At 62.4% G+C, this 23,607-nt stretch carries 24 protein-coding genes and 1 tRNA gene; 9 read left to right on the forward strand and 16 right to left on the reverse strand.

The window, feature by feature from the left end:
• Positions 1-5 precede the first annotated feature (5 nt).
• Positions 6-1,451 carry a CehA/McbA family metallohydrolase gene (locus LSG43_RS07790; protein WP_231802694.1) on the reverse strand — a complete coding sequence of 482 codons (1,446 nt, stop codon included), beginning with the start codon at positions 1,449-1,451 and terminating at the stop codon, positions 6-8.
• Between the two features lie 284 nt (positions 1,452-1,735).
• On the opposite strand from LSG43_RS07790, the gene LSG43_RS07795 reads away from it, so the two are divergent.
• Both LSG43_RS07795 and LSG43_RS07805 read left to right on the forward strand, forming a co-directional pair.
• A complete protein-coding gene (locus LSG43_RS07795) occupies positions 1,736-2,296 on the forward strand; it encodes a bifunctional transcriptional activator/DNA repair enzyme AdaA (protein WP_231802696.1) in 561 nt (186 codons plus the stop codon).
• The gene (locus LSG43_RS07805; RefSeq protein WP_255714058.1) at positions 2,296-2,811 is read left to right on the forward strand and encodes a methylated-DNA--[protein]-cysteine S-methyltransferase; all 516 of its coding nucleotides are present in this window, start codon (positions 2,296-2,298) and stop codon (positions 2,809-2,811) included. Before LSG43_RS07795 ends, LSG43_RS07805 begins: the two co-directional genes overlap by 1 nt.
• Before the next feature lie 47 nt (positions 2,812-2,858).
• Here the strand turns inward: LSG43_RS07805 and LSG43_RS07810 are convergent.
• Positions 2,859-2,948, reverse strand: a tRNA-Ser gene (locus tag LSG43_RS07810).
• Between the two features lie 138 nt (positions 2,949-3,086).
• Here LSG43_RS07810 and LSG43_RS07815 point away from each other — a divergent pair.
• Positions 3,087-3,395 (forward strand): hypothetical protein, encoded by a 309-nt coding sequence (locus LSG43_RS07815; RefSeq protein ID WP_231802698.1) that lies wholly within the window; start codon positions 3,087-3,089, stop codon positions 3,393-3,395.
• Here LSG43_RS07815 and LSG43_RS07820 read toward each other — a convergent pair.
• Both LSG43_RS07820 and LSG43_RS07825 read right to left on the reverse strand, forming a co-directional pair.
• Positions 3,392-4,051, reverse strand: a complete 660-nt coding sequence (locus LSG43_RS07820) for a phosphoribosyltransferase (protein WP_231802700.1) — start codon at positions 4,049-4,051, stop codon at positions 3,392-3,394. The two genes, LSG43_RS07815 and LSG43_RS07820, sit on opposite strands and share 4 nt — an antisense overlap.
• A gap of 75 nt (positions 4,052-4,126) precedes the next feature.
• Entirely contained in the window at positions 4,127-4,825 is a 699-nt protein-coding gene (locus tag LSG43_RS07825) for a FadR/GntR family transcriptional regulator (RefSeq protein WP_231802702.1), read from the reverse strand.
• Positions 4,826-5,028: 203 nt separating this feature from the next.
• On the opposite strand from LSG43_RS07825, the gene LSG43_RS07830 reads away from it, so the two are divergent.
• On the forward strand, positions 5,029-5,832 hold the full coding sequence (locus LSG43_RS07830; protein ID WP_231802704.1) for an NAD-dependent epimerase/dehydratase family protein: 804 nt from the start codon (positions 5,029-5,031) through the stop codon (positions 5,830-5,832).
• Positions 5,829-7,346 (forward strand): aldehyde dehydrogenase (NADP(+)), encoded by a 1,518-nt coding sequence (locus tag LSG43_RS07835; RefSeq protein WP_231802706.1) that lies wholly within the window; start codon positions 5,829-5,831, stop codon positions 7,344-7,346. The genes LSG43_RS07830 and LSG43_RS07835 overlap by 4 nt, the downstream gene beginning before the upstream one ends.
• A gap of 60 nt (positions 7,347-7,406) precedes the next feature.
• Here the strand turns inward: LSG43_RS07835 and LSG43_RS07840 are convergent, their stop codons facing one another.
• From LSG43_RS07840 to LSG43_RS07885, 10 genes are all read right to left on the reverse strand, one after another.
• Complete coding sequence (locus LSG43_RS07840; protein ID WP_231802708.1) at positions 7,407-8,132, reverse strand: PRC-barrel domain-containing protein; 726 nt, start codon at positions 8,130-8,132, stop codon at positions 7,407-7,409.
• Between the two features lie 256 nt (positions 8,133-8,388).
• Entirely contained in the window at positions 8,389-9,261 is an 873-nt protein-coding gene (locus LSG43_RS07845) for an SMP-30/gluconolactonase/LRE family protein (RefSeq protein ID WP_231802710.1), read from the reverse strand.
• Positions 9,258-9,863: a 2-dehydro-3-deoxy-6-phosphogalactonate aldolase gene (locus LSG43_RS07850; protein WP_231802712.1), complete on the reverse strand. Its 606-nt coding sequence runs from the start codon at positions 9,861-9,863 to the stop codon at positions 9,258-9,260. The genes LSG43_RS07845 and LSG43_RS07850 overlap by 4 nt, the downstream gene beginning before the upstream one ends.
• Positions 9,860-10,783, reverse strand: a complete 924-nt coding sequence (locus LSG43_RS07855; protein ID WP_231802714.1) for a 2-dehydro-3-deoxygalactonokinase — start codon at positions 10,781-10,783, stop codon at positions 9,860-9,862. The genes LSG43_RS07850 and LSG43_RS07855 overlap by 4 nt, the downstream gene beginning before the upstream one ends.
• Before the next feature lie 52 nt (positions 10,784-10,835).
• Positions 10,836-11,885, reverse strand: a complete 1,050-nt coding sequence (locus tag LSG43_RS07860; protein ID WP_231802716.1) for an osmoprotectant NAGGN system M42 family peptidase — start codon at positions 11,883-11,885, stop codon at positions 10,836-10,838.
• Positions 11,882-12,706 carry a FadR/GntR family transcriptional regulator gene (locus tag LSG43_RS07865; protein ID WP_231802718.1) on the reverse strand — a complete coding sequence of 275 codons (825 nt, stop codon included), beginning with the start codon at positions 12,704-12,706 and terminating at the stop codon, positions 11,882-11,884. Before LSG43_RS07865 ends, LSG43_RS07860 begins: the two co-directional genes overlap by 4 nt.
• A gap of 7 nt (positions 12,707-12,713) precedes the next feature.
• A complete protein-coding gene (locus LSG43_RS07870) occupies positions 12,714-13,517 on the reverse strand; it encodes an ATP-binding cassette domain-containing protein (RefSeq protein ID WP_231802720.1) in 804 nt (267 codons plus the stop codon).
• On the reverse strand, positions 13,514-15,304 hold the full coding sequence (locus LSG43_RS07875) for a dipeptide/oligopeptide/nickel ABC transporter permease/ATP-binding protein (protein ID WP_231802722.1): 1,791 nt from the start codon (positions 15,302-15,304) through the stop codon (positions 13,514-13,516). The genes LSG43_RS07870 and LSG43_RS07875 overlap by 4 nt, the downstream gene beginning before the upstream one ends.
• Positions 15,301-16,248 (reverse strand): ABC transporter permease, encoded by a 948-nt coding sequence (locus LSG43_RS07880; protein ID WP_231802724.1) that lies wholly within the window; start codon positions 16,246-16,248, stop codon positions 15,301-15,303. The genes LSG43_RS07875 and LSG43_RS07880 overlap by 4 nt, the downstream gene beginning before the upstream one ends.
• 68 nt (positions 16,249-16,316) lie before the next feature.
• On the reverse strand, positions 16,317-17,870 hold the full coding sequence (locus LSG43_RS07885; RefSeq protein WP_231802726.1) for an ABC transporter substrate-binding protein: 1,554 nt from the start codon (positions 17,868-17,870) through the stop codon (positions 16,317-16,319).
• 127 nt (positions 17,871-17,997) lie between these two features.
• Between LSG43_RS07885 and LSG43_RS07890 the strand changes: the two genes are divergently transcribed.
• The 3 genes from LSG43_RS07890 (at position 17,998) to LSG43_RS07900 (ending at position 20,629) form a co-directional block, all read left to right on the forward strand.
• Complete coding sequence (locus tag LSG43_RS07890; protein ID WP_231802728.1) at positions 17,998-18,639, forward strand: DUF1028 domain-containing protein; 642 nt, start codon at positions 17,998-18,000, stop codon at positions 18,637-18,639.
• A gap of 173 nt (positions 18,640-18,812) precedes the next feature.
• Positions 18,813-19,730: a pseudouridine-5'-phosphate glycosidase gene (locus LSG43_RS07895; RefSeq protein ID WP_255714136.1), complete on the forward strand. Its 918-nt coding sequence runs from the start codon at positions 18,813-18,815 to the stop codon at positions 19,728-19,730.
• On the forward strand, positions 19,727-20,629 hold the full coding sequence (locus LSG43_RS07900; protein WP_231802732.1) for a carbohydrate kinase family protein: 903 nt from the start codon (positions 19,727-19,729) through the stop codon (positions 20,627-20,629). The genes LSG43_RS07895 and LSG43_RS07900 overlap by 4 nt, the downstream gene beginning before the upstream one ends.
• Here LSG43_RS07900 and LSG43_RS07905 read toward each other — a convergent pair.
• Both LSG43_RS07905 and LSG43_RS07910 read right to left on the reverse strand, forming a co-directional pair.
• Positions 20,626-21,555, reverse strand: coding sequence for an electron transfer flavoprotein subunit alpha/FixB family protein (locus LSG43_RS07905; RefSeq protein WP_231802734.1), 930 nt, complete (start codon positions 21,553-21,555; stop codon positions 20,626-20,628). The genes LSG43_RS07900 and LSG43_RS07905 overlap by 4 nt on opposite strands.
• Positions 21,552-22,301: an electron transfer flavoprotein subunit beta/FixA family protein gene (locus tag LSG43_RS07910; RefSeq protein ID WP_231802736.1), complete on the reverse strand. Its 750-nt coding sequence runs from the start codon at positions 22,299-22,301 to the stop codon at positions 21,552-21,554. Before LSG43_RS07910 ends, LSG43_RS07905 begins: the two co-directional genes overlap by 4 nt.
• 222 nt (positions 22,302-22,523) lie before the next feature.
• Between LSG43_RS07910 and LSG43_RS07915 the strand changes: the two genes are divergently transcribed.
• A partial coding sequence (locus LSG43_RS07915) for a Cache 3/Cache 2 fusion domain-containing protein (protein ID WP_231802738.1) occupies positions 22,524-23,607 on the forward strand: 1,084 nt, incomplete at its 3' end.

Below are 23,607 nucleotides of genomic sequence, written 5' to 3' on the forward strand. Positions count from 1 at the left end.
AAGCCTCAGCCTATGTAGATCGGGCTCGTCAATGCACGGCGGATCGGGTGGTCCGATCCATCGTCCCAGTGCGAATGGCCAGGACGCTTGTCTCCAAGATAACCGATGAGGTCGGAGACGATCGCCTCGTGGCTTGCCTTGGCGATAATCTCGGCGCGGACGAATGTCTGCGGGGTGTCGAGATCGAGCGTTGCGGTGAAGGGGTCGGCATCGATAACGCGCGTCGCAACGACGCCAGTCGCGTCGATGAGACACACCATATCGCCAACCGCGCCGCGCGTCTCTACCCTGACTGACATCGGTCCCGGCGGAACCTTCCCGCCCAACATGGCTTCACCGGCGGAGATCGTCAGCATCGGGCCGTCGGGCGCGTCGGTCACGAAGCTCCGGCCGGCGCGCAATGCATCGAGAACAGCCGGAACCGACAGGTCTTCGAGCCACAAATACGTGCAGGGCCGGGCAAGGGTGAAGGGGTTGCCTTCGGGCTCGGCGCCCGGCTGGTGGAAGTCAGACGCTCCGATCGCGGTTACACGCTCACCACGCACGAGCCGCTCCTGGTAACGGGCAAGCGAGATCCAGTTGCCTGACAGCCAATGCCCCTGCCAGACCTCCATGCAGTCGATCTGCGGAACATCGTACTGGAACGGGATCACCGGCTTATCGTGATTGGGGGAAAAAAGCGCGCCGCTCTCTCGGATGCGCCGGACCATCTCTACGGCGTCGTCATTGCTGCGAACGCGGAAGTCGAACACCTTGGCCGGGCCGAAGACATTGGCGTGGCCGAACTCGGTGGTGAATTCATAAGCCGGTACGAATATAAGTTCGTGCGAGTTTGCCGCATCGAAGTAGGCCGCATGCGCGGTCATCGTGTTGTGGTCGGTAACCGCGAGAAAGTCGAGCCCTTCACGACGTGCGGTCGCATGCAGGTGCTCGGGCGCCCCCTTCGCGTCGGAATGAAACGTATGGCACTGCAGGTCGCCTTTGTACCATCCGGGCTCCTTCCGTACTGTGGGGGCAGGCGGTCGCGCGGCGGCCGGTGTGCGCGGGTCGAACGAAAACCGGATATCGATCTCGACCGGAACCGGCGTCTCGGGCATCCGGTAAAGTCCGAGGATCACCTGCCACGTCCCCGCTTGGATCGGTCCGGCCACATAACCGGGCGTTGCTGCATCCACACCGACGAAAATCTCGCTGCGCGCCCCGCCACTCCAGCCCCGCAGACCGCCCTCGGAGGGGAATGGGGCCAGTTCCGAATCGCCCAGTCCCAGATCAATTACGGACACCTCGGACTTGGGATAGCGTAATTCGATGGCAATCCGCGTTGCGCCTTCGGGCACTTCGAAAGGAACGTGGAAATAGGGATCGCGAGCCTTGTCTGCTGCGCTTAACGTCCGGGCGATCGTTATGTCGGGCGCAGTCTTTTCGACCGGTGTGAGGGAGTTCTGTGTCATGGGGTGTCTGGATTGGTATCGAGGACGGCACGCGCCAGCATGGCACGTGCCGGGCGATGTTTCGAGAGGCCGGACGGCCTAAGCCGCGGTTTTTATTCGCTCACTGATTTGAGGGTGTATTCCGCAGCGTCGAAGGTCGGCGGATCCGCTCGCTTTTCGAACCGATTGCCATCCCCTTTTTGCAGCTGTTCTCGAACCCACCAATCGCGCCGGACCGGTCGTTTTCGGACCTGATCATCGCCTGAGGGCTCGCACGTCACGCGCCCGCGCGCTATCGTGTTGTCATGCTTGATTTTGACACATGCGAAGCAGCACGTTTGAAGCGCGATCCAGCCTATGACGGGCGGTTTTTCGTTGCCGTGCGCACGACGGGCATCTATTGCCGCCCGGTCTGTCCTGTAAAGCAGCCCCTGACGCGCAATGTGATATACTACCCCTCGGCTGCGGCGGCGGAAAAGGCCGGCTATCGACCCTGCCTGCGCTGTCGGCCGGAGACTGCGCCCTTTTCCGCGGCGTGGAACGGCACGCAAACCACAGTGACCCGTGCGCTGCGGCTTATTGAGGACGGCGCGCTCGACACGAGCGGCGTTGACGACCTTGCCGCCCGTCTTGGCGTTGGCGCCCGCCATCTCGGCCGTCTCTTCGCCCGTCACGTGGGGGCGAGCCCGTCCGATGTGGCGCGCACCGCCCGCATCCAGCGCGCCAAGCGGCTCCTGAGCGACGGAGACTTACCGATCGCAGAGATTGCCGTCCGCGCTGGCTTTCGCAGCGTGCGGCGTTTCAACGCCGCGTTCACCAAACTCTACGGACGCCCACCGTCTGCGTTAAGGCGCACCGTCGCATAATGGGGACGCGGCTGGCCTATTGCTGGTTGGAGAGTCCGGTGGGGCGTCTGCTGCTTGCGGGCGACGATGCTTCTTTGCACTATGTCAGCTTCCCGCGCGGCTCCAGAACTTTCCTGCCGCGCGATGAGTGGGTGCTCTCCGAAGCGCCGTTCGATCGCGCAAAGGCCCAGCTCGCGGCGTATTTCTCTGGCGAACGTCAAGAATTCGACCTTGAACTGACCTTCCACGGCACGGCCTTTCAAAGGCGCGTCTGGAGGGAGTTGCAGGCGATTCCCTATGGCGAAACCTGGAGCTATGGCGAACTGGCCCGTCGCCTTGGCCTCCCAAACGCCAGCCGCGCCGTCGGTGCCGCAAACGGTGCGAACCCCATTCCCATCATCGTGCCGTGTCACCGGGTCATCGGATCGACAGGCAAACTTACGGGCTTCGGTGGAGGCATCGAAACCAAACGCTTCTTGCTGGCGCACGAGGCTGCAAATGCACAGGGGCAAGGGGCGCAGTTGCGCCTGTTGTAACCCATACGAAGGTTAAGCAAATGCGGGATCGCACATGTGAGGGAAAGTGGCGGAGAGGAAGGGATTCGAACCCTCGAGACACTTCCGCGCCTACGCCCTTAGCAGGGGCGCGCCTTCGACCACTCGGCCACCTCTCCGCCGCCGCTTAAATATCAACTCCGGTCGCAAAGCAAGACTTGCCGGAAAATTCTTTGGGATGCCGCCGGGTTGAGCCGACCGATGCAACGCGTCTGGCGTTCGGGCGTTGTGGGATTAAAAGGCAATGAGGTTTGCAAATGCATATCTACCGGCTTTATCCGGTTGCCGGACGCGGAACTTCGAACTGGGACATCGCCGCCAATCGCGGAGAAGTCGTCGTGCGCGCCAGGACCACGGGCGACGCGCGGCTCGTCGCGGCTGAAGCCGAGGCTCGGTCAGCCGGTGACGGGCGCCATGAGAATGACGATGTCTATTCGGTGAGGTCGAGCGCCTTCACCGACGAGAAGATGTATGGCGTTCAGAGGATCGAAACACCGCAATACGCCGAAGACGGCGACAGAATGGTCCTCTCTGGCGACCTCTCGGTGTCGTTTGATGACCGCTAGACGCGCTCGGCGGCGCTCTTCATCAGGGCGGTGACGATGTCATCGGAGATCTGATCAAACTGCTCGTAGTACTCGCCGACGGCCCGGAATTTGGTTGGCCTGTGAAGGCACACCACGGCATCGGCGTCCGCTTCCATCCGGTTGGCGCCCTCGGGCGGCGCCACCGGTACTGCCAGCGTTATCCACCGTGCGCCCGCAGCGCGGAGCGCCCGAAGCCCGGCCAGCGCGGTACCCCCGGTCGCGATCCCGTCGTCGACAAGGATGACGGACTTGCCCGCAGCCGGTAACGGCGAGCGTTCGCCGGCATAGCGGCGGCGCCTCTGTTCGATCTCTTTGAGTTTTTTGGCGACTTGCGCATCGATATACGCCTGGGTCACGCCAGCGACGGACATGGCATTGTCGTTGAGAACGATTTGCGGGGTTGCCCCGTCGACAACGGCTCCGATCCCGTATTCGCCATGTCCTGGGGCTGGAATCTTACGCACCATCAAAAGCTCAAGCGGCAGGTTGAACGCCGTCGCGATCTCGTAACCGACGGGGACACCGCCGCGGGGAAGCGCGAAGACAATGTCGGGCCGCGGCGCGGCGCTCAGTGCGGTGGCGAGCTGTTTACCCGCATCGGTCCTGTCGAGAAAAAGCGCGAGATGTGTCCGCATGGCCAGCCTGCATGCCGCCTTGAATCGTTCTTGCCTTAACGCCTACCCAAGCCGGGCCGTTGCATGTCGGCGCTTTTAGCTTGCTTGCAGCAAGGTGCGATAGCGCCGCTGGCTGCCCAGCAGGTGCTCGCGCATAGCGGACCGGGCCGCCTCAGCATCGCCGTTCGAAATCGCTGAGACGATCGCGGCATGCTCGGCATTGATCTGGTCGAGGTATGCCGGCGATGCGCGGTCCTGGGCGCTCGCCTTGAGCGCGGCGCGCGGTATCGCGGTCTCACCAATGAGTTCCATGAACTCGGCAAAGCGGGGATTGTTCGTTGCCTTGGCGATGGCGAGGTGCAGGGCGAAGTCGGCCTTGGCGGTCGGCGCGTCGGCAGCCATCGCGGCCTGAACGGCATTGTGCCGGTCCAGAATATCTTCGTCCTGGGCTGGCGACCGACGTACCGCCGCCAACGCCGCCGCCTCGGACTCGACCGCGGCGCGCAACTCAAGGAGCTCAACGATAGAAGAAAGGCGGTCATGGTCTATGTCCTGGAAGGGCGGCGCAGCCGTCGCCACCGGTTCGAGAACAAAGACGCCGGCACCCCGCCGTGGCTCGACAAGTCCATCCGCACGCAAAGCGGCGATCGCTTCGCGAACCACTGTGCGGCTCACCTTGTGCGTTTCTGTAAGGCGCGCTTCGCTGGGCAGTTTGTCGCCGGGCCGGAAAGCGCCGGCCATAATCGCTGTCCTGAGAGCATCAGCAACTCTGACGACAAGAGTTCCTCCACTCATAGGCCGCGAGCCTCGATAAGTCGTCCCATTCTGAACCCCGTTTTCCAGCTTATCAGACACGCCAGCCCCTTGTTCGTCAAGCTAATCCCCGTTCGGCCACCAAATCCGTCTGACAGATTGACCCCGGTTGTCTAATCTATACTATGGCGCCTGCCGGTTCGGCAAACATCCAGCGCCAAGACACCATCCCAAGGAGTGAGGCCTTGAAACGACTCCTGATCACCGGAGCAGCGGGCGGCGTGGGCCGCGTCATGCGCAGCCGGCTTGCCCATCTCGCCGAAACGATCCGCGTCTCCGATGTCGCCCCCTTGGGCGATGCCGCCGCGAACGAGGAATGTATCCAGTGCGATCTGGGCGACGCCGACGCGGTCGATGCGCTGATCTCAGGCTGCGACGGCATCGTCCATCTCGGTGGGGTGTCGGTAGAGGATACATTCGAAAAAATCAATAACGCCAATATTGTAGGGCTCTACAACCTCTACGAAGCAGCCCGCGCACATGGCATGCCGCGCATCCTTTTTGCGAGTTCCAACCACGTGGTTGGTTATTATCGCCAGGACGAATATCTGGGGACCGATGCGCGGCCCAAGCCCGATGGGCTTTATGGTGTTTCCAAATGCTTCGGCGAAGCACTCGCTTCGATGTACCACGACAAGTTCGGCCAGGAGACGGCGCTTGTGCGCATCGGCTCTTGTTTCGAGCGGCCTACCAACCATCGCATGCTTGCCACATGGCTGAGCTATAATGACTTCGTAGCATTGGTCGAGCGCGTCTTTGCGGCGCCCAAGCTCGGATGTCCTGTAATCTGGGGCGTTTCGGCCAATGACACCGCTTGGTGGGATAACAGTGCAGCGCGTTATTTGGGCTGGACACCGAAGGACAACAGCGCCAAGTTCCGTGCCGAGCTCGAACAGAGCGTCGAGCGTCCCGACCAAGGGTCCCCGCATGCGATCTGGCAAGGCGGGGTGTTCACGCAAGACCCGATCTATAAGGAAGACAAATCATGAATTTCACGCCCCACGGCAAGCATCTGATCGCCGGCGACTGGGTTGCCGGAGAGAAGACGTTTCCGTCCGAGCCCGCGACCGGGCCCGCACATGACTTTGCCGTCGGCACTCCCGAGCTTGTCGACGCGGCCTGTGAAGCGGCCGAAGAAGCGTTCTGGACCTATGGCTACTCTTCGCGCGCCGAGCGCGCCAAATTCCTGAACACGATCGCCGATGAGATCGAAAAGCGGGCAGAAGCCATCGCGCAGATTGGTTCTCAGGAAACCGGCCTACCCGAGGCACGGCTCAATTCCGAACGCGGACGCACGACAGGGCAACTCCGCCTGTTCGCGACCCACATCGAAAAGGGCGACTACCTGGATCGGCGTCATGACGAGGCGTTGCCCGACCGCCAGCCATTGCCACGCCCGGATTTGAAAATGGTTCAGCGCCCGATCGGTCCGGTCGCCGTCTTTGGCGCTTCCAATTTTCCGCTCGCTTTTTCGACCGCGGGCGGCGATACCGCCGCGGCGCTTGCAGCAGGCTGCCCCGTTGTCGTCAAAGGACACTCGGCGCATCCGGGAACCGGAGAAATCGTCGCCGAGGCGATCCACGCCGCGCGTGAAGCCTGTGGCCTCCCCGAGGGGGTCTTCTCGCTGATTCAGGGGGGCAACCGCGAGGTCGGTGCCGCACTCGTCCAGCACCCGCGCATCAAGGCCGTCGGCTTCACCGGATCGCTCGGTGGCGGCCGGGCGCTCTTTAACCTCTGTGCTGCACGCCCTGAGCCGATCCCGTTCTTCGGCGAGCTCGGCTCGGTCAATCCGATGTTCCTCTTGCCCCAGGCGGTCGCCTCGCGCGGCGCCGAGATCGGCAAGGGCTGGGCTGCATCGCTGACGATGGGGGCAGGGCAGTTCTGCACCAATCCCGGCATTGCCGTGGTGATCGATAGCCCCGAAGCCGATGCCTTCATCAACGCCGCCAAGGAGGCACTCGGTGGTGTCGGTCCGCAGACCATGCTGACAGACGGCATTGCCGAGGCATACCGCAAGGGCCGAGATCGGGTCGCGGGTGGCACCGGCGTTCGCGAACTGCTCGCGACGAGCTGTGATCTGCGCAACGCCACGCCCTACCTCTATGAAACCACGGGAGAAAACTGGCTGGCCAACCACGAACTGGGCGAAGAGGTTTTCGGCCCGCTTGGCCTGATCGTGCGGGTGAAGGATGCCGATGAAATGCGGCAGATCGCGCGCAGCCTGGATGGGCAGCTCACCTGCACGCTGCACATCGATGCGGGAGACACGGAGCTTGGCCAGTCGTTGATGCCGATCCTCGAACGCAAAGCGGGGCGTCTGTTGGCCAACGGCTTCCCGACGGGCGTCGAAGTTGCCGACGCCATGGTACATGGCGGCCCGTATCCGGCCTCGACCAATTTCGGTGCGACGTCAGTCGGTACGCTCTCTATCCGCCGGTTCCTGCGGCCGGTCTGCTACCAGGCGATGCCAGATGCTCTGCTGCCAGGTGATCTGCGCGGCTAGCGAAACGCAAAAAAACGGCGGGCTGTTGGCCCGCCGTTCTTGCTTTCAATCATCAACCGGTCAGCTGGAGCTGGCCGAGAGGCGGTCGTAGTCGAACGTGTCGAGAGACTGAATTTCACTCTCGCCGTACGGCACAGCATATCCGCGGGAATGAGGATCCCAGGATGCCTGGGTCTCGTACGGATAGGCGTAGTAGCCCGGTGCGCCATTATAGCTCGACGCATCGATAACGATCGACTGTATCCGTCCGTCACCCACGATGAGGTCGTTGACATAGCCGTAAGGGACTTCTTCGGGAAGATAGGCGTAGTCGCCGATGAACTCGTTAGCCTTGAAAACATTTGGGCCGGCTTCAAGGTCATCATCGACTTCCGACACATCCTGGGCCGAGTCTTGCCGGAATACCTCGTCGCTGAACCAGTTCTCGTCCGAGAACATGGCGTAGTCGCCCACAGAGTCTTCGGTAACCGGTACGGTGGCCATCTGGCCGTCCGCTGAGACTTGCACCTCATCCCAGGGAACACTCACGTGGGTGTCGCCAATGTCCCAGAAGCCGCCGACCTCCGCGATGAGGGCCAGCGCCTCGCCGTCATCCGAAAAGATGACGTTCTCCACGTTGCCGATCTCGTCGCCATTGGGGCCTTGTACGGTACCCGACCAGATAAAGTCGTCGACACTCCAACCGTTGCTGTAAAGCCCCTCATAGGACCAGTTTTCAAGAACTGTTACGCTCTTGTTCGAGGTGTCGGCTCCGTTCTGATTGCCAGGCTGATCGTTTTGGGCCATGGCCGATCCTGTCGCCAGGACGGCAGTGAGGCTTGTCGCAAACATCAGGGTCTTTTTCATCGTCACCTCCATTGGCTGATGCGGCCGTGCGGGTTTCGCACGGCTCTGTCTTCCCATGGCCAACGGAGAGAATTGTCGAGAGTTCCACCGCCTTGCGCGGATCGGTGCCGTCTGACACGCAGGCGGCGCGATCGGGCGCATTGGCGCGCCTGACGCCGGCAAACCCGGGTGTGGGCGTGCGGCTAACCTGGGTCAATCAATCGGACGAGAGAGTGACCTGGTGCTCGGCCTGGCCTTTCGCATAGGTCTGGGCCATGAACGTCATCCCGCTTTGCGGGTGACGTTCCAGCGCGCCTGCGTCGAGGCCTTCTTTAGCCGTGGTGCAGAATATCGTGGACAGGTCCGGCCCGCCGAATGCGGGGCAGGAGGTGTGAGGTGCGGCGAATCCGATCGCGTCGACGAACTGCCCATCCGGTGCGTAGGCAGCGACGCGCGCTGCGCCCCATTGGGCGATCCACGTAAGCCCGCTTGCGTCGATCACAGCGCCGTCGGGATTGAGGCGCTCTTCTGACAGATCAAGGAAGATACCTGGTTCGCCGACGGGCCAGCCATCCTTGGGATCGAGCGCGACGCGGTAGACCACAGAGGTTCGGGTATCGGCGAACTGGCCGTAGGACCTGTCCGGCGCAAAGCAGATGGCGTTGGGAATGGTGATGTCTGGAAAGAGCTTCCGCACCTCGCCGCGGTAGTAACGATAGATGGCCCCGGCGCCCGGCTCGCTCTTTTTCCCCATGGTTCCGATCCAGAACCCGCCCCAGGGGTCTGCACGTCCATCGTTGGAGCGCGTCAGCGGCATATCGGCTTCGAGATCGCCGACGCGGGTATGGTCGCCGGTATCGATGTTGAAATCGAGAAATCCGGTTTCGGACGCGATAAAAAGTCGGCTGTCATCGAGCCAGCCCGCTGCCGAAACCATCTCGTCGAACGTCCAGGCATCCGTTTTTCCGTCTTTGGATGTCAGGAGCGTCCTGTTGACAATATCAAACCAGAAAAGCTGCTCGCGCGTCGGGTGCCACAACGGCCCTTCGCCAAGAAAACAGTCGCGGTCGTCAAAAAGCTGCGTCGTCATCCCATAACCTCGTCATATGCCGTAACCAGAGCCTTCGCGCGTTCCGCAACCTCGCGAGCCGAAAGCCCCGGCGTATATAGCGCCGTGCCGATGCCGAACCCGTCGGCGCCTGCTTTTTTCCACTCGTTGAAATTTTCCGGCCCCACGCCGCCCACCGCGAAGACCTGCGTGGTCGAGGGCAGGACGGCGCGCAGGGCCGAGAGCCCTTTGGGACCCATTGTAAAGGCGGGAAAAATTTTGAGCCCGTCCGCACCTGCCTTGAGCGCAGCGAAACATTCGGTGGCCGAGAACACACCCGGCCAGGATTGCATGGCTCGCGCCTTGGTCCGGGCGATCACCTCCGCGTCTGCATTGGGCGAAACGACAAGCTGTCCGCCGGCATCGCCAACTGCGTCGACTTCCGCCGCGGTCAACACTGTGCCGGCGCCGATGAGGGCGTCGCTGCCGAACGCCTTCGCCATCGCCGTGATGCTTTCGAGCGGCTGGGGCGAATTGAGCGGTACCTCGATTCGGGTGATGCCGTTTCCTATGAGCGCTTCCGTAACCCCCAGCGCATCGTTCGGCGCAAGCCCCCTGAGGATCGCGATCAATGCCCTGCTCATACGGCGGTCTCCTTGAGTGACAAATAGGCAGCCGACAGTCCACGGACCGTCAGCGTGTCGGCGTCTTCGATTGTCGACTGTGCACCGCTGAGCGCAAGTGCGTCGGCGTAAAGCTGTGCCAGCTTGCCGTTCCCGATAATGGCGACCGGTATTCCACCGTCCCAGCGCGCGCGTGTGCCGGCAAGCTCGAGTCCAATCAGGAGCCCGGAAAGCCGCGCGCGGGCTGCGTCCGCGGAGAGATCGGCCAGAAGACTTTGGGCGCGTAGAGCGAACAGCCGGCCAGTGACCAGCTCCGGCGCGGCAAGCGCATCCGCCACCCCCGCCTCGAAGGACACCTTGTCCCAACCGTCACCGACAGAATGGCGCAGCACGGATCGCTCACTCAGGAGTGCAAAGAGCTCGCCCGTCATGACCGTCGAGAAGTCCTCGACTTCGCCGCCGCGCAAGTCGGCCCATTTGGTGTGCGTGCCCGGCAGGCAGACCGGCCCGGAAAACCCGGGCCGTTGAGCCACAAACCCGGCAATCTGCGTTTCCTCGCCCCGCATCACGTCGGCGGGCGTGTCCTGTCTGAGGCCGGCAACGATCCGGACACGAATGCGCGGATTGCGCGTCGGCGCGTCGGTCAGCGTGCCGCCAACCGGTGGGCAGGGGACGGCGCGATAGCTCGCTTCGGTCCAACCCTGTCGCGCACCGACCATGCCGCATGCGATGACTTCGGTGACGCCGTCAGGTTTGAGCCAGGGCGCGACGACCGAAAGCAGCGCACCTTCGAATTGTTCGGGCCTGAGCGAACCCATGCCGGCATTCGACTCGCCATGAGCGAGCACGGCGCCGCCCGCGCCCATGGCCCAGGCGCGCATGTTGCTCGTGCCCCAGTCCACCGCAATCCAGTCCGCGACGATATCGGATACCTGCGACAAACATGTCCTCCCTTGCCCGGACTTATCTGCGCGATCGTGCACGCCGCGTCAATCACTGACCGGGCAGGGGGACAAGATCGCTTTCGATATAGCTGACAATGAGCTTGGTAAGCTCGGTCAGCGAAGCGATGTGCGTACGCTCCCAGCCGTGCGAGGAATCGAGCGCAAAGCACGCGAGTCCCACGCGCAAATCCCACCCAGCGTCGATGGCCGCTGCGCTGTCCGACCGGTAGGACCGGAACGTATCGCGGACGTGCTTTATGCCGTTACGCTCGCACAGCGAAACCAGGTGCCGCGCAATCGGCAGGTCAAACGGCCCGGTCCTGTCCCGGAACGCAATCGTCACCGAATCATCGCGCGTCGCCTGTCCGGGGCCGGTCACGCCATTGTCGACGGCAACGAGCTCCTGCACATCCGGGCCGAAGCCGTGTGTGCCGCCGATCCCGACTTCCTCCGAGATCGTGAACATGATCTGCACCGGGATGTCGGGCACCGTGCCCATATCGGTAAAGTGCTTGAGCGCTGTGAGCAGGCAGGCGACCCCGGCCTTGTCGTCGAGGTGCCGCGAAACGATAAAGCCGTTATCGAGAAATTCCGGCTGTGCGTCGACCGCAACGATGTCACCGATATCGAAACCGTGTGTGACGAGGTCCTCTCGGGTGTCGCAAGGGAGATCCAGACGGACTTCAAGATTGTCCCAGTCTGCTGGCTGGGTGTCGACCTCGGTATTGTAGAGGTGTCCCGATGCCTTGAGCGGCAGGATCGTCCCGCGCGCTTCGCCTTTGTCGGTAAAAACGGTCACCCGTGCACCTTCGGCAAACCGCGCCGCCCATGTGCCGGTATTGCGCAGTGCGAGCCGGCCATTATCCTTGAGTCCGGTTACCATAGCCCCCAGGGTATCGATGTGCGCCGCCAGCGCCCGCTTGGGGTTTCCCGCGCCCAGCGTGACCGAAAGAACGCCGCGCCGCGTATGGGACACCGCGTAGCCCATTGCTTCGAGCCAGTCAGCGACCTTGGCGGCGCCGCGCTCTGTCATCCCCACGGGGCTCGGGGTCAGAACCAGCGCTTCAAGCCGGTCCTTGAGATAGTTCGCATCGATCATGACAGCGCCTTGCGCCGTTTCTCCCCACGCCCGCGCGCCACCGGATCGTGGATGAAATTGCCCAGCAATTCTGCCTGCAGATCCAGCATCGCGTGCTCGGCATAGACCATGTGGTCGGTCATCACCTTGTGCACCCGGGCCCCGTCGCCCGCCCTCATCGCTTCGATAAGTTGGCGCTGATACTCTATGCCCTGCTGTCGCAGCACGGGTTTGGGTTGCATGTAGATGTCGCGGCAGACGGCGAGCTCCTTCAACAGACGCTGCAGGAACCGGCATACGAAGGCCATAAGCGCGTTGTCCGCATATTCTGCCACGACGGCGTGAAAATCGAGCTCCGCCATGCGCTGATCCCAGCGCTCCTGCGCATCAGCCGGCTCATGGTCGTAAATTGCGATGATGTCTGTGAGCCGCTTGTAGCCCGCCGCATCCATGTTCGGCATCGCGCTCACCGCAACGAGCGGCTCGAGCACTTTTCTCAGCGCATAGATATCGGCGATCGACATCGACTTGGCGAAAAGGAAGTTCGAAAGGAGGCTCATTGCGCGGCTCTCGGACATGCTCTCGATGAACGCCCCGCCGCCCGGGCCGGTCCGTGTCCGGATGAGCCCCTGGACCTCGAGCGCCTTCAGGGCTTCCCTGATTGTGCCCTTGCTTGCCTGATACTGCTCCATAAGCTCGCGTTCCTGAGGCAGCCGGTCGCCAGGTTGTAGCCCATGTTCGATGATCGTCGTCTTGATCGCGTCGACGATCTCGTCGGTCCGCTTGCGGCGGATGGGGGGAGCGGTGGGATGGACTGGGAGGGGAGGACGGGAAGGGGACATATCGCTCTTATTCGGCAGCAGCGCTCTCTAGGCGTGGAGCGCTTGCGATCAGCTCTCTTGTATAGTCGTGGCTTGGCGTCCGGAACAAGGTTTGCGCCGTATCGAGCTCCACCATCTCCCCCAGATACATGACCGCAACGCGATCCGATACCGATTCAACGACCGCAAGGTCATGGCTGATGAAGAGGTAGGAAAGGTCGAACGCGCGCTTCAAATCGTCGAGCAGCAGCAGAACCTGCGCCTGAACACTCACATCGAGTGCCGAGACAGGCTCATCGAGTACCATGATCCTCGCCTCTGCCGCCAGCGCGCGCGCGATTGCGATCCGCTGCGCTTGCCCGCCCGAGAATTCGTGCGGGTACCGCTCGAGCGTATCGGACGGCATCTGCACGGCGTCGAGCAACTCCTTTTTTCGCGCGGCGCGCTTGCCTGCATCGTACCCGCACAGGAGTCGCAAGGGCACATCGAGAATATTGTCGATCGTCTTGCGCGGATTGAGCGAGGCGACCGGATCCTGAAACACGTACTGAACGACCCGTCCGAACACCGCCGAGCCTTGCGCGCGGAGCTCCTTGGCATCCTGCCCGTCGATGATCATCTCGCCCGAGGACGGCGTTTCCAGGCCCACCAGCATGCGCGCGATGGTGGATTTGCCCGATCCGCTTTCTCCAACGATGGCGAGGGTTTCGTTTTGTTTGAGTTCGAAGGAGACGCCTTTGACGGCATGGAGTTCATGGGTCCTGCCGCCAAAGAGCGTCCGGCCTCCCCCAAAGGTCTTCACTAGATCTCTGACAACGATCGCGTCGCTCATTGCGCGGCCTCCGCGAAAAGGGGTCTGACGCCATCGAGGAACGCCTTGCCCTGTCCAAGTTCGGGCACACAGGCCTTGAGCTTCTGGGTGTAGGCGTGCTGTGGGTCGCGCAGCACCGCTTCGGTCACGCCGGCCTCGACGATCTCCCCGTCCTTCATGACTGCGACCTTGTCGCAAACTTGCGCTACGACGCCGAAATCGTGGGTGATGAGCAAGAGCGCCAGGCCACGCTTTGTGCGCAAATCCTGCAACAGATCGAGGATCTTGGCCTGCACGGTCACGTCCAGCGCAGTCGTGGGTTCGTCCGCGATAATGATGTCAGGATCGTTCGCCAGCGCCATGGCGATCCCGATACGCTGACGTTGCCCGCCCGACATCTGATGCGGAAACGCATCAACGCGCTCGGCCGCATCGCGAATGCCGACCTGTTCCATCAGATCGACGGCTCGCTTTTTCGCTTCGTCCTTGCTCACCGGCTGGTGCGCGAGGATGGCTTCCGCGATCTGGTCGCCAACCTTGTAGAGCGGGTGCAGCGTCGTGAGAGGATCCTGGAAGACATAGGCGACCTTGGCGCCCCGCAGCGCCCTTATTCCCGTCTCGGACTTGCTCAGCACATCCTCGCCTTCGATATAGGCGGCCCCCTCCGTGATGACCCCGGGCGGGGAGGCGACGAGGCCGAGGAGCGAAAGCGCCGTCACCGATTTCCCCGATCCCGATTCCCCGATGAGCCCCAGGCATTCGCCCTTCTTGACCGAGAACGAAACGGATTTCACTGCGGGAAAAGCCGATCGTCCCCGCTGGAAGCTCGTTTCAAGTCCCCGGACGTCGAGGATGGCGTCGGTATCGATCGTGGACTTGGGTTTCGTCTTCCGTTCGATCCGCGTAACGGCACGCGGCCGCGTCAGGTCGCCGGCGCGCAGGCGGGGGTCGAGCACGTCGCGCACGCCGTCTCCGAGAAGGTTGATGCTCATCACGAGCGCAAAGATCATCAGCCCCGGAATGATCGAGACATGCGGCGCGTTAAAGAGCAGGCTGCGCCCTTCCCCGAGCATCGACCCGAGGTCCGATTGCGGCGGTTGTGCGCCAAGCCCAAGAAAGGACAGGCCGGCGGTTTCGAGGATCATCCAGCCCACTGTCGTCGACATGGTGATGACGATCACCGGCAGGACGTTGGGCAGCACCTCGGTAAAGAGGATCGCCAACCACGATTTGCCCGAAAGCCGAGCCGCATCGACAAATTCCCGGCTCGCCAGCCCGATCGTCACCCCGCGCACATTCCGCGCAAAGAAGGGGATATTGACAATGGCGATGGCGTAAAGCGCGTTCAGGAGCCCTGGCCCGAGTACCGCAACGATGGCCAGCGCAAGAAGGATGTAGGGAAACGCCATCAGCATATCGATGAGGCGCATCAGGATGTTGTCCGTGCGCCCGCGCGCGAACCCGGCAATAAGCCCGATCAGCGAGCCGGCAAGCGCCGCGATCGCGGTGGCGGAAAGTCCTACGGCGATGGAGACCTGTGAGCCCCAGATCAGCCTGGAGAGAATGTCGCGTCCCAACTGATCCGTTCCGAGCAGGTGGCCCTCGGAAAAAGGCGGCTGCAGCCGGTCCGCGGGTGCGGTGGCGTTCGGGTTGTCAAGCGGCAGGAGGGGCGCGAGGATCGCCAGGAGCGCGATGATCCCCAGCACGATGAGCCCGCCGGTCGCGAGACGGTTGTTGAGCAGAAGGCTCCAGCTCGAAAGCCGGGCGCTCGGTTCGGTAGCTGGTGATGACGCGGCAATCTGGCTCATGTCTTCAGCCTCGGATCAAGCAGGGCCTGACAGACATCGGCCACCAGGTTGAAAAGCACATAGCTCGCCGCAACGAGCAGCACGCCGCCCTGAACGAGAAGGATATCGCGAGTCGAAATCGCGTTAACCAGCATTGCCCCGATGCCGGGCCACTGGAACACTGTCTCGACATAGACCGCGCCTCCCAGCACGAAACCAGCCTGGATGCCGATAACAGGAATGACGTTGACGAAAGCGGCCTTGAAGGCGTGTGCATAGATGACCTTGCGCTCAGAGAGCCCCTTGGCCCGAGCCGTCCGCACAAAATCCTGCCGCAAGACTTCGAGCATCGATGCTCGCGTCAGCCGGGCGATCACACCGGTCGCGACCACGGCGAGGGTCACCGCGGGCAGGATGAGATGCCGAAGAAGGTCCATGAAGTCGCCCCCGCCATAGACCGCGAACATCCCCGAGGCGGGGAGGATGCGCCATTGCACGGCAAAGAGCAGGATGAGAAGCAGCCCCAGCCAGAAGGCGGGCATGGAGATGCCGATCAGAACGAAGAAGGTGATGATCCGGTCGGCCCATCCAAACTGCCGCACTGCCGAAACGATGCCTGCCAGCAGCCCGAAAATCGAGCACAGCACCAGCGACACACCCGCAAGGACGAGCGTAGCGCTGTAGCGCTCGAGAATTTCATCGAGGACCGGCCGGTTGAGATTGTACGACCGCCCGAAATCGCCCTGAAGCACATTGGTGATCCAGACCCAGTACTGTTCGGGCAGGGTCCGGTCGAGCCCCAGTTCTCGATTGACCCGCGCGACATTTTCCGGCGTCGCATAGGCGCCCAGAATAGCCGTCGCGGTATCCCCGGGGATCAGAGCCATGATCCCGAATACGATGATCGACAACCCGAACAATACGGGTATGGCGGCCAGAAGCCGTTTGGCTATATAGGCCAACATGATGTGGCCTCCCCTATATGCCTCCTCAGGGGACCGGCAGCGACCCGCCGGCCCCGGGATTTCCCGGCTTAGGGCTTGGACACGTCAGCAAGCTCCAAAAGGAAGCTCGGCTGCAGCGCGAAGCCTTCGACGGCAGCGGACGTCACCGCGTTCTGTTTCCAGTTCGCAACGAAGATCCAGGGTGCATCCTCATAGACGATTTCCTGCATCGCCTTGTAGAGATTGCCGCGTTCCACGATGTCGGTTTCGACCCGGGCCGCCTCGAGCAGTTCGTCCACTTCCGGGTTGGAATAGTAGGACGAGTTGAACCCGCCCGCCTCCGGCCAGGCATCGGTGCGCAACGTCAGGTACGGCAGGACGTCCGGATCGTTCGTCATCCACGCCATCTCTGCCATGTCGGCGTCTTCACCGAGCCCCGGGTTCACGATGCCCAGAAACGTGTTCCACTCATAGGTCTCGATCGCCACGTCGAAGCCGACCGCTTCGAGATCGGCCTGGATCGCGGTACCCATGGTGATCGGATCGAGCATGCCCGATCCGCCTTCGGTAACATAGAACGTCACGGACGGGTTCTCGACACCGGCCTCGGCCAGGAGCTCTTCGGCCATTGCTGGATCGTACGGGTAGGGCTCGAGCCCCTCGTTATACGCCCAGTTGAATGCCGGTGCGACCGGGCTGTCGGCCACCGTTGCCGTCCCCTGCAGGATATCCTCGACGAGCGCCTCCTTGTTGACCGCATAGTTGGCGGCCTGCCGGACGAGCTTGTCGGTGAACGGTCCGTGCTGGGCGTTGAGCATCACATACCAGACGTGCGGTCCGGCCTGCTCGTAGACCTCGAATGCTGCATCGGACGCGAACTGGTCCACATTGTCGGGCGGCACTTCGACCATCACATCAATGCCGCCGGACAGCATTTCAGCGACACGTGTGTTGGCATCCGTGATGGGGCGGAAGACCACGGCCTCGAGGTTGGGCGCACCGTCCCAATAGTCCGGATTTGCCTCGGCGACGACACGCGTATTCGACTGCCACTCTATGAAGCGGTAGGGGCCGGTTCCGACGGGATTGCGGCCGTAATCCTCACCATACTGTTCTACCGCCGCGGGTGAAACAATCAGCCCGGTCGGATAGGCAAGGTTCGAAAGGAACGGCGCATAGGGTTCGGAAAGGACGAACTCGACCGTAAATTCATCGATCACATTGACGCTGTCGACGGCCGCGAAATTGAACGAAAGCGGGAACGGACCTGTGTCGTAGTACGGGTGGTTCTCGTCGAGCATACGGTCGAAGTTGAATTTCACCGCCTCGGCGTTGAACGGCGTCCCGTCGTGGAAGGTGACGCCTTCGCGCAGATTGAACGTGTAGGTGAGCCCGTCTTCCGAAATTTCCCAATCGGTCGCGAGCGCAGGCTCGACCTCGAGCGTGCCGTCGGCATAACGCACGAGGCCATCGTAGATGTTGACCGCGATGCGGAAATCGTTGACCGCGGTTGCAACTTGCGGGTCGAGCGTCTGGGGTTCAGCGATCTGCCCCACGACCAGAACGTTTGGCGGCGTCTGCGCCACCGCCGGCGCGGCAGCCAGAAGCACCGCGAGCGCTACCCCTCGTAGCAGAATTTTCATGACAACCTCCTTGAGCGGGACCGTGCCCCCATTGCGTCAGGAGCAAGTGTCCAAAAATTAATTTATCAGCATAAATGGACAGCGCAACCGATTTATCAGTATAAATAGACATCATCGGAGGAGCGCTATGACCTATTCCATCGTCGCCAGGGACCCGCGCTCGGGCGCTTTCGGCGTCGCGACGGCCACTGGCGGTCCGGTCGTAGGGTCTCTTGTGCCACATGCAAGAGCCGGGGCAGGGGCCTTGGCGACCCAGGGCTACACCAATCCGCTCTACGCGTTTGATGGCCTTGCTGCACTTGAGAACGGCGAACACGCCGAAGCGATCGTCACCCGGCTAACGCGCAACGACGAGGGCAGGGAAGGCCGTCAGTTCATCGTTGTGGACAGGATGGGGCAGACCGCGGGCTGGTCCGGGAACGACCTGACTCCGGTCGTGGGCATGCTGCTCGAACCCGATGTGGCCGTCGCGGGCAATCTGCTCGACAATGACCGCGTGCTTCCCGCAATGATGGGCGCGTTCGGCGCTGCGGAAGAAAAAGGCCTGGAAGAACGCCTCCTCGCCGCTATGCGCGCCGGCGAAGACGCCGGCGGCGATGCACGGGGCACGCGCTCGGCGGCGCTCAAAACCTACACCGACCAACTCTATCCAGCCATCGACATGCGTATCGATTTTTCAGCCACCCCGGTCGTCGATCTTGCCGACCTCCTTGAGGAAGTGCGTGGGCGATCCTACGCTGATTTTTTCGCCGGGCTCCCCAAAAGGTGAATTTTGCCAACGCTTCGGTGGGTGTCTGTGTGTACGACAACGTTTTGATCGCCGGGCCGTTGCCTGTCATGGTGACGCTTTTTGACCGTTTGATCAAAGAAGCCTTGCGTCGCTGCCCTGCCTGTGGTTTGCAATCGCCTCGATTTTCATAAGCCAGAGGCCACCGCGTGACGCTGAACCGTTTTCTAGAGATCAGTGCTGAAGTCCAGTCGGCGCTCGATGCCGGACGCGCTGTCGTGGCCCTCGAGTCCACCATCATCACCCACGGCATGCCCTATCCGCAAAACCGGGACACTGCGCTTGCGGTTGAGGCCGTCGTGCGAGAAAACGGCGCAATCCCAGCGACCATCGCCGTCATGTGCGGCAAGCTGCGCGTCGGCGTTTCGGGACACGATCTCGATGCGCTGGCGAAAACCGGGCTCGACGCTGCCAAGGCGTCCCGTCGCGACCTCGCCGCCATCCTCGCGAAGGGTCAGACCGCCGGGACGACGGTTGCTACCACGATGCAAATCGCCGCCATGGCAGGCATCAAGGTTTTTGCCACTGGCGGTATCGGCGGCGTCCACCGCGGCGCAGAGACAACATTCGATATCTCCGCCGATCTCAACGAACTCTCGCAAACGCCGGTCGCCGTCGTCTGCGCCGGCGCCAAGTCGATTCTCGATATCGGAAAAACGCTCGAGGTTCTTGAAACCAATGGCGTTCCGGTCATCGGCTTCAAGTCCGACGCTTTTCCCGCGTTCTTCGCCCGCGAAAGCGGATTCGGCGTCGACTACCGGCTTGACACCCCCCGCGAGGTCGCCGAACTGATTGCGGTTCAGGCCGATCTCGGCATGGCCGCCGGCGTCCTGGTCGCCAATCCGATCCCCGAGGCCGACGCGCTTGACGCTGCCGAAATCGACGGACGCATTGCCGCTGCGATCGAAGACGCGGACAACCAGGGCGTCACGCGTAAGGATTTGACCCCCTACCTCCTTAACCGCATTTTCGAGTTGACCGACGGCAAGAGCCTCGTGGCCAACATCGCGCTCGTCAAGCACAACGCCGCCGTCGCTGCGCAGATCGCTACCGCTTTGGCCGAGCGGGCATGACACGCAAGGCAGGGCGCATCCTCGTTGTCGGGGATGTCATGACCGATATCGTCGTTCTCCCTGAGGGGCCGATTGCCCGCGGAACGGACAGACGCGCGACCATCCGCAGGATGCAAGGCGGATCGGGTGCCAATCAGGCGCTTTGGCTCGCTGCCGAAGGTGCGGACGTCACGCTTGCAGCGCGGGTCGGATCCGGGGACGCCGAAATGCTTTCGGCTCACTTCGCATCCCAAGGCATCACACCGAAGCTCGCGACGGATGTCATCCGTCCCACCGGCACGCTCATCTGCATCGTTGATCCCGACGGCGAACGCAGCTTTCTCACCGACCGTGGCGCGAACGCTGCGCTGGGCGCGGAGGATTTGCCGCTGTCGCTGCTGGACGACGTTGGGTTCCTCCACGTTTCCGCCTATGCCCTCGTCGAGCCGGGACCCCGTGCTGCCGTACTCGCACTTATGGCGGCAGCGCGCCAAATGGATATTCCCATCGGCCTCGACCCTGCCTCGACCGGCTTTCTCGAGGAAATCGGCTCGGCTGAATTCCGGGTCTGGACGAGCGGCGCGCAGCTCTTCTTCCCCAACGCGGACGAGGCGGGGCTCCTCACCGGCAAAGCAGAACCCGACGATCAGATTGCGGACCTTCTGAACGACTACGAAACCGTCATCCTCAAGGCGGGCGAACGCGGCGCAATCCTCGCCCGTCGCGACGGATCGAAGATCGTTCAGCCAGCCCGCGCCGTCACGGCCGTCGATAGCACTGGCGCGGGCGATGCCTTCGTCGCCGGCTTTCTTGCCGGAAAAATGCGCGGCGCGGCGGACGCCGATGCGCTTCGTGCGGCCGTCGATGCTGGCGCCAGGGCCGTTTCCCAAATCGGCGCCCAGCCGGAATCCGGGTCTTAGAGCGCCTTTGTAAGCTCCGGCACCGCTTCGAAAATGTCGGCGACGAGCCCGTAGTCTGCGACCGAGAAAATCGGCGCGTCGGGATCTTTGTCGATGGCAACGATAACTTTGGAATTCTTCATGCCCGCAAGGTGCTGGATCGCCCCGGAAATGCCGACCGCTATGTAAAGGTCCGGCGCGACGACCTTGCCGGTCTGCCCCACCTGCCAGTCATTGGGTGCATACCCTGCATCGACCGCCGCGCGGCTGGCACCGAGCGCTGCGCCGAGCTTTTCGGCAAGCGGGCCAAGAAGAGCGTTGAACTGCTCGGCCGAGCCGAGCGCCCGGCCGCCCGAGACAACGATCTTCGCGGTCGCAAGATCCGGACCTTCGCTCCTGGCGGCTTCACGCGAGACAAACGTCGTCTTGGGCGCTGCGGGCACGAACGAAACCGTCTCGACCCCGGCATTTCCGCCGCGCTGCGCCTCGTCGAACGCCGAGGCGCGGATGGTGAGGACGATCTTCTCCGCGGTCGCTTCGACTGTCTGGACCGCGCCGCCGGCGTAGACGGGCCGCTCGAACGTCGTATCTGAAACGACCTTCGTGATGTCGGAGACCTGCATCACATCGAGCAGAGCGGCAACGCGCGGCATGACGTTCTTGCCGAAGCTGGTCGCTGCAGCTGCGATGTGGCTGTAGTCCGGAGCGAGTTCAAGCAAAACGTCGCCCAGGGGTTCGGCGAGCCCGTTCGCGAACACCGGATTGTCCGCGAGAAGGACCTTGTCGACACCCGCGAGCGTTGCCGTTTCATCCGCTACGGACCGGCAATCGTGTCCGGCAACGAGGACATGAATGGGCGCGTCGAGAGAAGAGAGTGCGGCAACCGCCTTGGCTGTCGCCGGGTTCAGGGCTGAATTGTCGTGTTCCGCAAGGATCAGGATGCTCACAGGACCCGCGCCTCCGTCTTGAGTTTTTCGACGAGTTCAGCCACCGAGCCGACGGTCGAACCTGGCTTGCGCGCCGGGGGTTCGGCGGTATTGAGAACCTTGAGCTGCGGCGCGAGGGATACTCCGAGGCTATCGGCCTCGATCTCCTCGAGCGGCTTTTTCTTGGCCTTCATCACGTTGGGCAGCGAAGCGTATCGCGGCGTGTTGAGCCGCAGATCGGTCGAGATGACTGCGGGCAGGGGCATTTCAAGTGTTTCGAGTCCGCCGTCCACTTCGCGGGTCACAGTCGCCTTGCCGCCGTCGATGGTGACCTGGGAGGCGAACATCGCCTGGGGCCAGCCCAGGAGCGCCGAGAGCATCTGCGCAGTCTGGTTGGCGTCGTCATCGATAGCCTGCTTGCCCATGATGACCAGGTCCGGCGATTGCCGCTCCACCAGGACCTTGAGAATCTTGGCAACGGCCAACGGCTCGACGGCAATGTCGGTCTTGACGAGAATTGCGGTATCCGCGCCCATCGCGAGTGCTGATCGCAGCGTATCCGCTGCCTGCACCGGCCCGATCGAAACCGCGATTACCTCGCTGGCGATACCCGCTTCCTTGAGCTTGATTGCTTCTTCGACAGCGATCTCGTCGAACGGGTTCATCGACATCTTAAGATTGGCGAGCTCCACGCCAGACCCGTCGGGTCTGACCCTGACGGCTACGTTGGCGTCAAGCACGCGCTTGACCGGAACGAGTATTTTCACGCTGTCCTCCGGGGTGGGCGTCTCTGGCTTATCTGGCGTTTGGCACCTCGCGGCGCCGAACGCAAGTCGCTTCCGATAAACTGCAGTTTAAGAGATTTCCTCACATAGTCAGTCAAGATTGACCAGGGCCCTCCAAATCCCTGCGATCTGGTGCAAACAACTTTTGGGAATCTCATGAATCGCCTGGCACAAAAATTTGGCAGCGTCCGCCTGACGGCGGCTATGAACGGCATGGTCCTTTCCGCAATCGTTCTATCCGTGATGGCGATGTGCGCCGCCGTATATTTCTACCTCCACGTCACAACACTCGGGAATGCCCGGGAGCGGCAGGAGACCAACATCAAGATTGCCGCCACCATCGCCGAAGCCGGCCTCGGCGGTACCCAGGTACGCTGGGCCGAGGACGGCTCGATCGAGAGAATCATCACCTGGGCCCGTCCGGGCGGTTTCATGAACCACAATCTTGTCGATTCCATCGCGCGGATCACCGGCGAAACGGCCACTATCTTCGCCTATGACGAAACCAGCGCGGACTTTGAGCGCGTAACGACTTCGATCGTCAACGAGGAAGGTGAGCGTGTGGTCGGCACCATGCTTGGGCAGGACAGCGCAGCGTACGACAGCGCCATTAACGGCCAAGCCTATTACGGTGAGGCCACGATCCTGGGTAAGCCGTACTATACTGTCTATCAGCCCCTGGTGGATATGAACGGGGAGTTGATGGGGCTGCTGTATGTCGGCGTGGACAAGGACGCCATCTACAGCGTTGTGCAGAACACGCTTCTGGTTCTGATCGGTGTCGGCGGTGTCGTTCTTGTCGTTCTTGGTACGCTCGGCTTCTTCACGTCCAGGGCTTTGACACGGCCGATCCCCCGGCTCGCTGGTGTCATGAATACGGTGGCTGGCGGCGACTTCCAGGTTGACGTGCCTTACGCCTCCCGCACGAACGAGATCGGCGAAATGGCGCGCGCGGTGGAGGTCTTCCGCCAGAACGGGTTGAAAGTTGCTGAAATGACCGAGGCTGAGGCGGCCCGCATTGTCGAGCAGGAGGCCGAACGCCGCAGGATGATGGCCGAGCTTCAGCAGTCCTTCGGCGCCGTCGTGGACGCTGCCATTGCCGGCGACTTTTCCCGCCGGGTCGAGGCCAATTTCGCCGATGCGGAACTCAATGCACTGGCGGGCGGCGTCAACGATCTCGTCGAAACCGTCGAGCGGGGCCTGGGTGAAACCGTCACGGTGCTTGGCGCTCTGGCGCAGACCGATCTCACCCGGCGGGTCGAGGGCGAATACCAGGGCGCGTTCGCCC

This window comes from Pelagibacterium xiamenense, assembly GCF_021166475.1.
GTDB classification, from domain to species: domain Bacteria; phylum Pseudomonadota; class Alphaproteobacteria; order Rhizobiales; family Devosiaceae; genus Pelagibacterium; species Pelagibacterium xiamenense.

Bases quoted from the DNA above. Each gene is read 5' to 3' on its own strand.
- LSG43_RS07790 (WP_231802694.1), bottom strand. From the start codon at position 1,451: ATGACACAGAACTCCCTCACACCGGTCGAAAAGACTGCGCCCGACATA.
- LSG43_RS07795 (WP_231802696.1), top strand. From the start codon at position 1,736: ATGCTTGATTTTGACACATGCGAAGCAGCACGTTTGAAGCGCGATCCA.
- LSG43_RS07805 (WP_255714058.1), top strand. From the start codon at position 2,296: ATGGGGACGCGGCTGGCCTATTGCTGGTTGGAGAGTCCGGTGGGGCGT.
- LSG43_RS07815 (WP_231802698.1), top strand. From the start codon at position 3,087: ATGCATATCTACCGGCTTTATCCGGTTGCCGGACGCGGAACTTCGAAC.
- LSG43_RS07820 (WP_231802700.1), bottom strand. From the start codon at position 4,051: ATGCGGACACATCTCGCGCTTTTTCTCGACAGGACCGATGCGGGTAAA.
- LSG43_RS07825 (WP_231802702.1), bottom strand. From the start codon at position 4,825: ATGAGTGGAGGAACTCTTGTCGTCAGAGTTGCTGATGCTCTCAGGACA.
- LSG43_RS07835 (WP_231802706.1), top strand. From the start codon at position 5,829: ATGAATTTCACGCCCCACGGCAAGCATCTGATCGCCGGCGACTGGGTT.
- LSG43_RS07840 (WP_231802708.1), bottom strand. From the start codon at position 8,132: ATGGCCCAAAACGATCAGCCTGGCAATCAGAACGGAGCCGACACCTCG.
- LSG43_RS07845 (WP_231802710.1), bottom strand. From the start codon at position 9,261: ATGACGACGCAGCTTTTTGACGACCGCGACTGTTTTCTTGGCGAAGGG.
- LSG43_RS07850 (WP_231802712.1), bottom strand. From the start codon at position 9,863: ATGAGCAGGGCATTGATCGCGATCCTCAGGGGGCTTGCGCCGAACGAT.
- LSG43_RS07860 (WP_231802716.1), bottom strand. From the start codon at position 11,885: ATGATCGATGCGAACTATCTCAAGGACCGGCTTGAAGCGCTGGTTCTG.
- LSG43_RS07865 (WP_231802718.1), bottom strand. From the start codon at position 12,706: ATGTCCCCTTCCCGTCCTCCCCTCCCAGTCCATCCCACCGCTCCCCCC.
- LSG43_RS07870 (WP_231802720.1), bottom strand. From the start codon at position 13,517: ATGAGCGACGCGATCGTTGTCAGAGATCTAGTGAAGACCTTTGGGGGA.
- LSG43_RS07875 (WP_231802722.1), bottom strand. From the start codon at position 15,304: ATGAGCCAGATTGCCGCGTCATCACCAGCTACCGAACCGAGCGCCCGG.
- LSG43_RS07880 (WP_231802724.1), bottom strand. From the start codon at position 16,248: ATGTTGGCCTATATAGCCAAACGGCTTCTGGCCGCCATACCCGTATTG.
- LSG43_RS07885 (WP_231802726.1), bottom strand. From the start codon at position 17,870: ATGAAAATTCTGCTACGAGGGGTAGCGCTCGCGGTGCTTCTGGCTGCC.
- LSG43_RS07890 (WP_231802728.1), top strand. From the start codon at position 17,998: ATGACCTATTCCATCGTCGCCAGGGACCCGCGCTCGGGCGCTTTCGGC.
- LSG43_RS07900 (WP_231802732.1), top strand. From the start codon at position 19,727: ATGACACGCAAGGCAGGGCGCATCCTCGTTGTCGGGGATGTCATGACC.